11 protein-coding genes are annotated in these 12,001 nt (G+C 64.1%); 9 read left to right on the top strand and 2 right to left on the bottom strand.

Going from position 1 to position 12,001, the window contains the following annotated elements; translation table 11 throughout:
• Window positions 1-6: 6 nt before the first annotated feature.
• The 3 genes from ACODR8_RS09070 to trxB all read left to right on the top strand — a co-directional run bounded on the left by ACODR8_RS09070 (window position 7) and on the right by trxB (window position 2,895).
• Window positions 7-879, top strand: coding sequence for a transglutaminase family protein (locus tag ACODR8_RS09070; protein WP_489006939.1), 873 nt, complete (start codon window positions 7-9; stop codon window positions 877-879).
• Window positions 880-905: 26 nt separating this feature from the next.
• The gene (locus ACODR8_RS09065; RefSeq protein WP_217675016.1) at window positions 906-1,643 is read left to right on the top strand and encodes a proteasome-type protease; all 738 of its coding nucleotides are present in this window, start codon (window positions 906-908) and stop codon (window positions 1,641-1,643) included.
• 289 nt (window positions 1,644-1,932) lie between these two features.
• Window positions 1,933-2,895, top strand: coding sequence for a thioredoxin-disulfide reductase (gene trxB / locus ACODR8_RS09060; RefSeq protein ID WP_019053776.1), 963 nt, complete (start codon window positions 1,933-1,935; stop codon window positions 2,893-2,895).
• Between the two features lie 107 nt (window positions 2,896-3,002).
• On the opposite strand, the gene ACODR8_RS09055 is transcribed toward trxB, so the two are convergent.
• Window positions 3,003-3,293 (bottom strand): acyl carrier protein, encoded by a 291-nt coding sequence (locus tag ACODR8_RS09055; RefSeq protein ID WP_489006963.1) that lies wholly within the window; start codon window positions 3,291-3,293, stop codon window positions 3,003-3,005.
• A 28-nt stretch (window positions 3,294-3,321) separates the two neighbouring features.
• Window positions 3,322-4,338, bottom strand: coding sequence for a GNAT family N-acetyltransferase (locus ACODR8_RS09050; RefSeq protein ID WP_489006938.1), 1,017 nt, complete (start codon window positions 4,336-4,338; stop codon window positions 3,322-3,324).
• A 62-nt stretch (window positions 4,339-4,400) separates the two neighbouring features.
• Between ACODR8_RS09050 and ACODR8_RS09045 the strand changes: the two genes are divergently transcribed.
• The 6 genes from ACODR8_RS09045 (at window position 4,401) to ACODR8_RS09020 (ending at window position 11,981) form a co-directional block, all read left to right on the top strand.
• Complete coding sequence (locus tag ACODR8_RS09045; RefSeq protein ID WP_489006937.1) at window positions 4,401-5,921, top strand: acyl-CoA ligase (AMP-forming), exosortase A system-associated; 1,521 nt, start codon at window positions 4,401-4,403, stop codon at window positions 5,919-5,921.
• Complete coding sequence (locus ACODR8_RS09040) at window positions 5,918-7,150, top strand: pyridoxal-dependent decarboxylase, exosortase A system-associated (RefSeq protein ID WP_489006936.1); 1,233 nt, start codon at window positions 5,918-5,920, stop codon at window positions 7,148-7,150. Before ACODR8_RS09045 ends, ACODR8_RS09040 begins: the two co-directional genes overlap by 4 nt.
• 133 nt (window positions 7,151-7,283) lie before the next feature.
• Window positions 7,284-7,931, top strand: a complete 648-nt coding sequence (locus ACODR8_RS09035) for an XrtA/PEP-CTERM system exopolysaccharide export protein (protein ID WP_489006935.1) — start codon at window positions 7,284-7,286, stop codon at window positions 7,929-7,931.
• Between the two features lie 2 nt (window positions 7,932-7,933).
• On the top strand, window positions 7,934-9,454 hold the full coding sequence (locus ACODR8_RS09030; RefSeq protein WP_489006934.1) for an XrtA system polysaccharide chain length determinant: 1,521 nt from the start codon (window positions 7,934-7,936) through the stop codon (window positions 9,452-9,454).
• Window positions 9,455-9,468: 14 nt separating this feature from the next.
• Window positions 9,469-10,383, top strand: coding sequence for an AAA family ATPase (locus tag ACODR8_RS09025; RefSeq protein WP_489006933.1), 915 nt, complete (start codon window positions 9,469-9,471; stop codon window positions 10,381-10,383).
• Complete coding sequence (locus ACODR8_RS09020) at window positions 10,380-11,981, top strand: hypothetical protein (RefSeq protein WP_489006932.1); 1,602 nt, start codon at window positions 10,380-10,382, stop codon at window positions 11,979-11,981. The genes ACODR8_RS09025 and ACODR8_RS09020 overlap by 4 nt, the downstream gene beginning before the upstream one ends.
• The last annotated feature ends 20 nt before the right edge of the window (window positions 11,982-12,001 follow it).

Below are 12,001 nucleotides of genomic sequence, written 5' to 3'. Positions count from 1 at the left end.
CCTTTCATGAAATTGCTCGTCCGCCACCAGACCGTCTATCGCTATGACGCCTCGGCCGGGCGGGTGGCGATGCGGTTCAAGCTGATGCCGGTCGATACACCCGCGCAGACCGTACTGGACTGGCAGGTCAGCGTGAACGGCGATGTGCTGACCGATTTTCGCCTCAACAGTTATGGCGAAATGGAGACGATCTGGATTCGCCGCGACCGGCAGGATCACGCCGTGATCGTGGCGGAGGGGCTGGTCGAAACCCGTGAGACCCATGGCGTGGTCGGCGCGCCTGTCAGCCGGGTCAATCCGCGCTATTTTCTGCGCGATACGCCGCTGACCCGCGCGTCGGACGGCATTGCCGCGATGGCGCGCGCCACGCCCGAAGGCGACGGGCCGCTCGCCCGGCTCCATGCGCTATCCGCTGCCGTCATCGACGCCGTGGGCTATCGCGCCGGGGTTACCAATTCCGCCACCACCGCCGCGCAGGCCTTCGCGCTGGGGGCAGGGGTGTGCCAGGACCATGCCCAGATCTTCATCGCCGGGGCGCGATCGCTCGGCATTCCGGCGCGCTATGTGTCGGGCTATCTGCTCGCGGGCGATGGCAGTGAATTGCACGAAACCCATGGCTGGGCCGAAGCGCTGGTGCCGGAACTGGGCTGGGTCGGCTTCGATCCGTCCAACCGCGTCTGCGTGACCGAACGCTATTTGCGCGTCGCCAGCGGGCTGGACGCGGACGAGGCCGCGCCGATCCGGGGGACGATCACGGTCGCGGGCGATATCTCGATTGACGCGGACGTCCGTATCGCGCAGGCGGATGACGGCGTCGAGGAACGGCAGTTGCAGCGGCAACAGCAGCAGTCTATCCCGCCGTCCGACGCGCAGCATTGACTTAAGCTTTCGGGGACCGGGGACGAATGACCTATTGTGTGGCGGTGCGGGTTGACCAGGGACTGGTCATGCTGTCCGACACCCGCACCAATGCGGGCATGGACAATATCGCCCGTTTTCGTAAGAGCTTCACCTATCTGGTCGAGGGCGAACGGGCCATCACCCTGCTCTGTTCGGGCAACCTGTCCATCACCCAGGGGGTGAAGGCCACGCTCAGCAAGGCGATCAAGGACGCCAAGCTCGACCCCGACGTCGAAACCATCCTCAATTGCAGCACCATGCACCGCGTTGCGCAGATCGTCGGCGACGCGATGCGCGCGATGCAGACCCGCTATCGCGAAAGCATCGAAATGGGCGGCTCCGGTGCCAGCGCCTCGATCATGATCGCGGGCCAGCGCCGCGGCGGCAAACCGCGCCTCTATCTGGTCTATAGCGCTGGCAATTTCATCGAAGCGACCGAGGACACGCCCTTCTTCCAGATTGGCGAGCATAAATATGGCAAGCCGATCCTCGATCGCATCATCAAGCGCGAAACCACGCTGGAGGACGCGACCAAGGCGGTGCTGGTATCGATGGACTCGACCCTGCGTTCCAACCTCTCGGTCGGGATGCCGCTCGACCTCACCGTCATCCCCACCGACAGGTTCGACTTCCGCGTCCGCACCCGCATCGAAGCCGACAATGAAGAATTCGCCATGATCTCCCAAAGCTGGAGCGCCGCGCTCCGCAAAGGGTTCGAGGATTTGCCTAACGTCCTGGATTGATGAGGGCATTTGGGCGGGGCGTGGCCTTTCCTATATCTCTCTTTTATGCGACGATTCCTGTTCCACCGGCTCCTTCACATTGTCACGCCGATATCTGTCGTCCGCTTTCCGATAGGATCACTGCCGCGTAACAAAATATCACGATTGCCGGGAAATATGCGAAGTTAAGCCGCGACTGGCCTCATCCGCCATCGACCAGCTTCATGCCTCCCAAGCAAATCCTTCGCTTGCCTGCGCGCCGTCACGGCCTATCTCTCCCATCAACACGAATCGCAGCTGAAAGCCTGATATGACCGCCACCCATTCGACCCGCATGTTGATCCTCGGTTCCGGCCCGGCTGGCCTGTCCGCCGCCATTTATGGCGCGCGCGCGGGTCTGGCGCCGATCGTGGTGCAGGGGATGCAGCCGGGCGGGCAGCTGACCATCACCACCGACGTCGAAAATTACCCCGGCTTCAAGGACGTGATCCAGGGACCATGGCTGATGGAGCAGATGCAGGCGCAGGCCGAGCATGTCGGCGCGCAGATGATGTATGACCAGATCGTGGACGTGGACCTGTCGCAGCGCCCGTTCCGCCTGACCGGCGACGGCGGTGTCGTCTATGTCGCCGACACGTTGGTCATCTGCACCGGCGCGCAGGCCAAATGGCTGGGCGTCGAGGGGGAGGAGCATTTGCAGGGCAAGGGAGTCAGCGCGTGCGCCACCTGCGACGGTTTCTTCTATCGCGGCAAGAAGGTGGTGGTCATCGGCGGGGGCAATACCGCGGTAGAGGAAGCGCTGTACCTCACCAACCACAGCCATGACGTCACCCTGATCCACCGACGCGACACGCTGCGCGCCGAAAAGATTTTGCAGGAACGGCTCCACGCCCATCCGAACATCAAGGTTCTGTGGAACAAGGCGGTCGATAAATTCGTAGGCGGCGGCACGCCCGAAGGGCTGGTCGGCGTGGACCTGATCGATACCGTGACCGGCGAAAAGTCGCATGAGCCGACCGACGGCGGCTTCGTCGCGATCGGCCATCATCCCGCGACCGAACTTTTCACCGGCAAACTGCCGATGGACGAGGGCTATCTGCTGGTCGAAAAGGGCACCACCCGCACGTCGATCCCCGGCGTATTCGCGGCAGGCGACGTCACCGACAAAATCTATCGCCAGGCGGTGACGGCGGCGGGCATGGGCTGCATGGCGGCGCTGGACGTGGAGAAATTCCTGGCCGAAGCCGATTTTGAGGCGATGGTCGAGGCGTGACTACCTGCCGTTCGGGCTGAGCGAAGTCGAAGCCTTCCACTGAGCGGAGCGAAGTGCCTTCACTACGTTCAGGCGGACCCTTCGACTTCGCTCAGGGCGAACGGATATTACTGCGCCACCTTGCCCCGCGCAAACGCGACCAGCGACCCGAACGTCTCGAACGTCTCGCCGTCGATATCATCATCTTCGATCAATATGTTGAAGCGATCTTCCATCTCGGTCAGCAGTCCCGCGACCGCCATGGAGTCCAGCTCCGGCAGCGCCCCGAATAAAGGCGTGTAGGCATCGAACCCGTCGACCCGATCCTGCGAAAGGCCCAGCACGTCGCGCAACAGCGCCCGCGTCAGAAGCTCGATGTCATCGGTCCGGTCGACCGGCTGAGAATTATGCGCCCGCATGGTGGGCGACGTCCTAGTCATTCCCGGCCTATCCGACAAGCGCGGAAATGGCCGTGCGGGCCGCTGGCAGCCAGCTGGACGCATGGCGTGGGTTGAAGGCGTCGATGCGGTGGAGCGGCACCCGCTGCTCCATCCAGTCGCTCTTGTAGGGGTTGTCGCCGGTGCCATAGTCGATCGTCGCAACGCCATCGCCATCAATGGCCTGCGCAAACATCGCATGGCTTAGCAACGTGCCGGGCGACCCGGCGTCATGCGCGCGATCATGGGAGAGTTTGTGGATGAGGGCGACGTCCTTCTCGACCGTCCACAATTGCGTGGCGACCGCGCGGCCCCTGTTCCCCTCGGCGTCCCGCGCAAAACCCAGCCGTAACGTGCCAGCCTCGCTCTCCCGTTCGGCAAGCGCCCGCAGGAAATCGAGGCCTGGCTCCGCATCCTTCCAGCTGCGCCCATGCACATCGACATAATCGCGCCACAGATCGTCGGTCAGCCGGTTACTGATCGACAGATCATAGCGGCTGGCCCGCGCCCGGCGCTTGACCAATGTGCGCAACCGGCCAGGACGGCTGGCCCAGTAGGTTGAGAAATCGCGTCCCTCGACCCGCAAAATATGCCGCCCGCCCATTGGCCGCGACAAAGCGAACCATCCGGTCCGACGCAGGCTGGCAAGCATCTCGGCGCTCGCCGCGACCGGATAGAGATCAATCTGACTGGTGGTGCGCAACAGGTGGCCGCTCAGCGCATCCAGCAACCGCGCCCGCTGCCCGGCATCGGGATCACCCGTAAATTGCGGCGACCAGTCAAAACTATACCAGTTGGCCAGCGCGGACACCCGGCGATTGTCGCGGCCAAGCAGGAACAGCCACGCCTGCGCGCCATCCTCTTCCGCCACAACCACCCGCACCGGGACATCGGCAAAGCAATGGCGGTGCAGCAAATCGAACCAGTCATACCGCCCGAACAGGCAACGCACGGCTTCGCGGTCGAGACGGCCATGCAGCGCGTCCCGCACATCTGCGAGGCTGTGATATTCCCTTGTCGTCGGCAACCGACTATCTCCGCATTCGTCTGGACAGGGCTTAGGGCCAAAGTCTGGAAATGGAGTTAAGCGTGCCACAAGCTGAACCGACTGCCGCGATCCTGCCGATCGATCACCTGCTGTTGCAGGGCGATCCGGCGCGCGCGGCGCTGGACGGACGGTCGGGCAGCTACAATTTCGCCGAGCTGGAGGAGACGCTGGGGCGGCTCGCGGGCTGGCTGGCGGGGTTTGGGCTCGCACCGGGCGCGCGGGTGGCAAGCTGGATCGCCAAGGGACCGGTTGCCGCGTTGATGCCGCTGGCCGCGCCGCGCGCGGGTCTGGTCCATGTGCCGGTGAACCCGCTGCTCAAGCACGCGCAGGTTGCGCATATATTGGCGGATAGCGGCGCGGCGCTGCTGATCGGCACGACAGCGCGACTCGCCACGCTGACGCCAGGCGATGTGCCTGACGGATGCCAGTTGCATCGCGAGGATGACGCCGCCTGCGCCATGAGCGGCGGCACCGCGTTGGGGCCGTCGGACGCAGCACCGGACGATCTGGCCGCCATCCTCTACACCAGCGGATCGACCGGGCGGCCCAAGGGGGTGATGCTCAGTCACGCCAATCTCTGGCTGGGTGCGGTCGCGGTGGCCGACTATCTGGGCCTCACGCCGCAGGACCGCACCGCCTGCGTCCTGCCGTTCAGCTTCGACTATGGCCAGAATCAGCTGCTATCAACCTGGTTTGCGGGCGGCTGCGTCTATCCGCTCGACTATCTGACGGCGCGTGACGTCATGAAGCTGGTGGACAGGCGCGACATCACGACGCTGGCAGGGGTGCCGCCGCTCTGGGTGCAACTGACCGAACTGGACTGGCCGCCGGAGGTGGCGGCCAAGCTCAAACGTCTGACCAACAGTGGCGGCGCGCTCACCCGGCCACTGGTGGCAAAGCTGCGCGCCCTGTTTCCGCAGGCCGACCTCTATCCCATGTATGGCCTGACCGAAGCCTTCCGCTCCACCTATTTGCCGCCCGCGCTGGTCGATAGCCATCCCGACTCGATGGGATCGGCCATCCCCTTTGCCGAGATATTGGTGGTGCGTCCCGACGGTAGCCTGACTGACGATGACGAGCCGGGCGAACTGGTCCATTGCGGGCCGCTGGTGGCGCAGGGCTATTGGCGCGATGCCGCCCGCACAGCCGAACGGTTCAAGCCCGCGCCGCCCGCGTCCTGCTATGGCGGCATGGCGGTCTGGTCGGGTGATACGGTGCGGCGCGATGCGGAGGGCCTGCTTTATTTCGTCGGACGCGATGACGCCATGATCAAGTCGGCGGGCAACCGGATCAGCCCGACCGAGATAGAGGAAGCGGCGGTCGCCGTGCCGGGTGTGTCCGAAGCCGTGGCGCTGGGGGTGAAGGATGAAAGGCTGGGACAGGCGGTGAAACTCCTGTTGCGATCCGCCGACCCGGACGTTGCCCCAGCAGTCGCCGCGCATCTCAAAGCCGAACTCCCCAATTTCATGCAGCCGCGCGAAATCCTTGTGCTGGCCGCTTTTCCCCGCAATCCCAACGGCAAGATTGATCGAGTCGCACTGGCGCGGGAGTATGGCATTTGAAACCGATGGGACCGATCCCGGCCTGGTTCGCGGGCGAAGAGGGGATGTTGCTGGTCGGCGGCTATGGCGCGGCCAGTCTGGTCGATGAAGCGGGCGACACGCCGCTCTTTGCCTATGATATGGACATTGTCGCGGCCCAGATTCGGCGTTTCCGCGAAGCGATGCCCTCCGCGTTGCACCTCCATTATGCGATCAAGGCGAATCCCTATGCGCCGCTGCTGAGCGCGATGGCGGGGCAGGTCGATGGTTTCGATATTGCGTCGGGCGGCGAACTGGACATGGCGCTGGCGGCGGGGATGGACCCGGCGCGGATCAGCTTTGCCGGGCCGGGCAAGCGCAATGACGAACTGGAAGCGGCGATCTTTGCCGGGGTCACGCTCAACCTGGAATCCGAAGGGGAGGGGCGGCGCGCACTCGCCATTGGCCAGCGGATCGGCAAGACCCCGCGCGTCGCGGTGCGGGTGAACCCGGACTTTGATCTTAAAGGCTCCGGTATGCGGATGGGCGGCGGGGCCAAGCCCTTTGGCGTCGATGCCGACCGTGCCGCCGCTCTCGCCCGCGCGATGATAGACGGCGGTGCGGACTGGCGCGGCTGGCATATCTTTGCGGGCAGCCAAAATCTGGACGCGATGGCGATCATCGAAACCCAGGCGGCGACGATCGCGCTCGCCGCGCGCCTGTCCGAAGCGGTTGGCGTCACCCCGCCGCTGGTCAATCTGGGCGGCGGCTTTGGCCTTGCCTATTTCCCCGGCGATGTGCCGCTCGACATCCGCCCGATTGGCGTTGCGCTCGACACTGCGTTCGAATCGCTGCCGGATATACTCAAGGGCAGCGCCTTTGCGATCGAACTGGGCCGCTGGCTGGTCGGGGAGGCGGGGGTTTACCTGACCCGCGTCATTGATGTGAAGGTCAGCCAGGGCGAAACCTTCGTCGTCGTCGATGGCGGACTGCATCATCAACTGGCGGCCAGCGGCAATTTCGGCACGGTGGTCCGCCGCAACTATCCGATCGCACTCGCCAACCATTTTGGCGCAGCGCCTGCCGCCGATCCGGTCACCGTGGTCGGGTGCCTCTGCACGCCCATCGACCGGCTGGGCGACAAGATTGCACTGCCCCCCGTGCAGGAAGGCGATCTGATCGCCATTTTCCTTGCTGGAGCCTATGGCGCATCGGCCAGCCCCGCTGCATTTCTTGGTCATCCAAGTCCTCGTGAAGTTTTACTTGGATGAGTTGTTCGTGACTTAACTCCTAACGGTATCTTTACCCTTTCCCGGCAAGAAGAGGTCGGAAGCCCTGTGCTGACCGGTCCGCCTTGCCCTCTTTGGCGGCTGGTCGCGCATGGCCGCACAAAGAGGTGAAATTATGCGTTTCGTGTCGGTTTCCAGGCTGCTGATCGGTGCATCGCTGCCCGCGCTTCTCCTGTCAGGCTGCGCTTCGGGTGGTGCCAGCGGACCGCAACTGCCGCCAGCCTCCTTCGTTTCAACGCGCGAGGGGCCGGGCGAGGAATATATTATCGGCCCACTGGACGACCTCACCATCTTCGTGTGGCGCAATCCCGAACTGGGGGCAAAGGTTCAGGTGCGCCCCGACGGTCGCATCACCACGCCGCTGATCACCGACATGCCAGCCGTGGGCAAGACGCCCAAGATGCTGGCGGATGACATCAAGCTGGCGCTGACCCAATATATTGAAAATCCGCTGGTTTCGGTGATCGTCAACAATTTCAGCGGCACGTTCAGCCAGCAGGTGCGGATTGTCGGCGCGACCGAAAAGCCCGCCTCGATCCCCTATCGCGCCAATATGACTTTGCTCGACGCGATGATCTCGGTCGGTGGCCTGTCCGAATTTGCAGCGGGCAACCGCGCGCGGCTGGTCCGGTTCAACAAGAATACCGGCAAGCAGCAGGAATATCAGGTCCGCCTCAACGACCTGCTCAAAAAGGGCGACACGAAGGCGAACGTCATGCTCGCCCCCGGCGACGTCATCATCATCCCCGAAAGCATGTTCTGATCATGGCCGGTCTCTACGACGAATTGCTGCTGCTGCTCCACGGTGTCTGGAGCCGACGCTGGGTCGCGCTGGGCGTGGCCTGGGGCGTGTGCATGTTGGGCTGGCTGGGCGTGGCGCTCATCCCCAACAGCTATCAGTCCAAGGCGCGGGTCTATGTGAACACCCAGTCGCTGCTGGAGGACAAGGTGGGCATCACCCAGGTCCAGTCGCAGCAGGATCTAGACCGGGTGCGCAGCACGCTGGCCAGCACTGAAAATCTGGAAAAGGTCGTGCGCAACACCGACCTGTCCCAGACCGTGTCCGGCCCGCGCGACATTGCGGCCAAGATCACCAAGCTGCGCGAGAATATCACCGTCATGGCGCAGGCTGACCCCAGCATGATCGACATCACTGCGGCGTCCGCCGACAGCAGCCTGTCGGACGGCGCGAACGCCCGGATTTCGCAGCAGATCGTGCAGAAGCTGATCGACATTTTCCAGGAGGAAAATCTCTCCGGCGATCGCAACGAAACCAAGCAGAGCCTCGCCTTCCTCGACCAGCAGATCGCGGCACGGGGCAAGCAGCTGGAGGCCGCCGACCAGCGCCGCGTTGAATTTGCGCAGCGCTATGTCGGGCTGTTGCCCGGTGCCGGTTCGATCAGCCAGCGGATGGATGCCGCGCGGCAGGAAATCAACACGATCGATTCGCAACTGGTTCAGGCACAGAGTGCCTTGAGCGCGATGAACGGGCAGTTGGCGGGTACACCGCAAAGCCTGCCGGGCGTTGGGCCGTCGGGCGGGCCTTCCGCGCTGTCGCAGGCTCAGTCCAACCTCGCTGGAATGCGCGCCCGCGGCTGGACCGCCAATCACCCTGACGTGATCGCAGCCCAGCGTGAGGTCGAAGCCCTGCGCAAGGCAGGCGGCGGCGCAAACGCTGGTGGCGGCAGCACGCCCAACCCCGCTTATCTGTCGATCCGTTCCATGCAGGCCGAACGCGCCGCCACGGTGCAGGCGCTCGGCACGCGCAAGGCGCAGTTGCAGGCTGATCTCAACACGATGATGGCCAAGCAGGTCAATGAACCCGGCGTCGCGTCGGAGCAGGAAAAGCTCGACCGCGATTATGAGGTTTTGAAGACCCAATATGACAAGCTGCTCGCTGATCGCGAGGAAATCCGCCTGCGTGGCGAGGTCAAGACCGAGACCGGTTCCGTCCAGTTCCGCGTCATCAACCCGCCCAGCGTGCCGACTGCGCCTGCCGCGCCCAACCGGCCGCTGCTGTTGCTGGGCGTGCTGATCCTGGGGATTGGCGCAGGTGTAGGCGTCGCCTTTGCGATGGGTCAGCTCAAGGGGACATTCCCCACTGCCGCGCGGCTGGAACGGGCGATCGGCCTGCCGGTCGCAGGTTCCATCAGCCAGACGATCAGCGCTGCGCAGGTCGCCATCGATAAGCAGCGGATGAAGTGGTTTGCCGGGGCCAGCGGCGGTCTCGCCGCGGTCTGCCTGCTGCTGATCGTCGTCGAATTCGTCCAGCGCGGTATGGCGTGAAGGAGCTAGGAACCATGAACCAGCATAGCTCCATCAAGGGCGGATCGCTGATCGAGCGGGCGACGGAAATCTATGATTTCTCCGCCGCCCTGCGCGGTCGTGCGGCGCCTGCCGTCGATATTCCTGCCGACCTGCCACCCGCACCTGTGGCGGCTGACCCTGTGTCGGCTTCACCGTCGGCCTTTCGCGCCTTGCCATGGACAGGGCCAGTCCAGCCGATCGACCGTATCAAGCTGGAGGAGGCCGGCTTCCTGCGCCCCGATGGCGCAGTCACCGCGATGAGCGAGGAGTTCCGGTTGCTCAAGCGCGACCTGCTCGCCCAGTTGCAGGGGCAGGAACGCGGCAATCGCATCCTCATCTGCTCGGCCCATAGCGGCGAGGGCAAGACATTTTGCGCGGTCAATCTGGCGCTCAGCCTGGCGGCGGAGAAGGATCGCGAAATCCTGCTGGTGGACGCGGATTTCGGCAAGCCCGGCATCCCCGAAACTTTGGGGCTGGCGGGTGGTCCCGGCCTGATGGACGCGCTTGCCGATCCGACGATCGCGATCGAAGATTGCGTCATCCGCACCGACCTGCCGTCGCTGTCGGTGCTGCCCGCCGGGCAGCGCAGCAATGCGGACACCGAATATCTGTCGTCCGCTCGCACCGAACAGTTGCTGGCGCGGCTGACCGAGGGACGGCCCGAACGCATCATCATCTTTGATTCGCCGCCATTGCTTGCGGCTTCGCCCGCCGCCGTGCTGGCCAGCCATGTCGCGATCGCGCTGCTGGTCGTGCGCGCCGACAGCACATCGGAAAGCGCCCTGCGCGACGCTGCCGGGATGCTCAAGGGCGGCGCACAGGTCCAGCTTCTGCTCAATGCCGTCCGCTTCAACGGCGGCGGCCGCCGTTTCGGCAGCTATTATGCCAAGGGGAATAGTTCGTCATGACCGTCCGTCAGTGGATCAGCGGCGCGTCGCTCGCCGCGCTGGCCGCAGCGAGTGCGCCAGCATTCGCCCAGACGACCAGCGCGAATCGGCGCGTCAATGTCACGCCCTATATCGGCGTGGATCAGGTGGTGATGGGTCCGCTCAAGGGCGGTGGCGACGTGCTGACCTACAGCAATGTGACTGCCGGAGTAACAGCCGAAGTCCAGAACCGCCGGGTCGAGGCGGTGATCGACCTGCAATATAATCACAGCTTCAGCTGGAGCAAACAGGCGCCCGATCAGGATGTGCTGAGCGGCATCGCCAGCGCGACCGTCAATGTCGCGCGTGGCCTGTCGCTCCACACCGGCGGCATGGCGTCGCGGGTGCGGACCGATGGCCTGTCGGGCGCATCGACGCTCAATGACAGCTATACCAGCCAGGTCTATGCCGGTTATATCGGCCCGGCCTACACGACGCAGATTGGCGACATCACTGTCAACGGCTCCTATCGTCTCGGCTATGCACGGGTGGAGGATGACCTTGATTCCAACCTTTCCAACGCGCCCGTCAGCGGCTCCTTCGCGGACAGCTGGACGCATAACCTGACCGGATCGGTCGGCTTTGCCCCCGGCACATTGCTCCCCGTCGGCCTGACTGCCAGCGCGGGCTATGACCGCGAGGATGCAAGCCAGCTCGACCAGCGGTTCGAGGACAAATGGGGTAGGGTTGACGCCACGCTGCCGGTATCGCGCACCGTCGCGCTGATCGGTGGCATCGGCTATGAGCAGATCGAGATCAGCCAGCGTTCGCCTCTGCTGGACTCGGCAGGCGTGCCGGTGATCAGCAACGGTCGCTATGTCACCGACAAAAGCTCACCCCGCGCGCTGATCTATGAATTTGACGACATCATCTGGGACGCAGGCGTCTTGTGGCGGCCCAGCCGCCGTACCTCGCTTCAGGCGCAGGTCGGCCAGCGTTATGGCGGTATGACCTATCAGGGCAGCTTCACATGGCAGGGCGCAAACAGCAGCTTTGCCGTCATCGTGTTCGACGGTATCGACAGCTTCGGTCGCCTGATCACGGCCAACGCCGCCGCGCTGTCGGGCAGCAGCTTTGACGTGGCGCGCAACCCCTTCACCGGGGACATTACCGGCTGCGCCTTCTCCACCACTGGCGGGGGACAGTGTTTCAATGATGCGCTGGCGGGCATCACCGACGCCAATTTCCGCTATCGCGGCGTTTCGACCCAATATTCGCTGCGGCGCGGCCAATGGGGCTGGGGCGTAGGTGCCGGCTATTCGCAGCGCAAATTCATCACGCCGCAGGGCCAGAGCGTCCTTGTGCGCGGGTCGAAGGACCAGAACTGGTACGGCAATGGGTCGATGACCTATATGTTCAACGATCGGGACAGCATCGATACGGTCGCCTACGTCAATTATTTCGACGCCAGCGGCGGACGCCCCGACGTCCTCAATTATGGTGCGTTCACCAGCTATTACAAAGGTCTGACCCGTCGCCTGTCGGCTTCGGCATCGGTCGGTGTGGACGGCGTGCAGGCTGATGACATCGACACGGTGATCAGCGCGATGGGCCAGGTCGGCCTGCGCTACAGTTTCTAACGGGTCGGTTGGAGAATTTA

Source organism: Sphingobium sp. FG58 (assembly GCF_057809055.1).
Note: the sequence above shows the minus strand (reverse complement) of the source record. Positions and strands in the feature narration are given on the sequence as shown.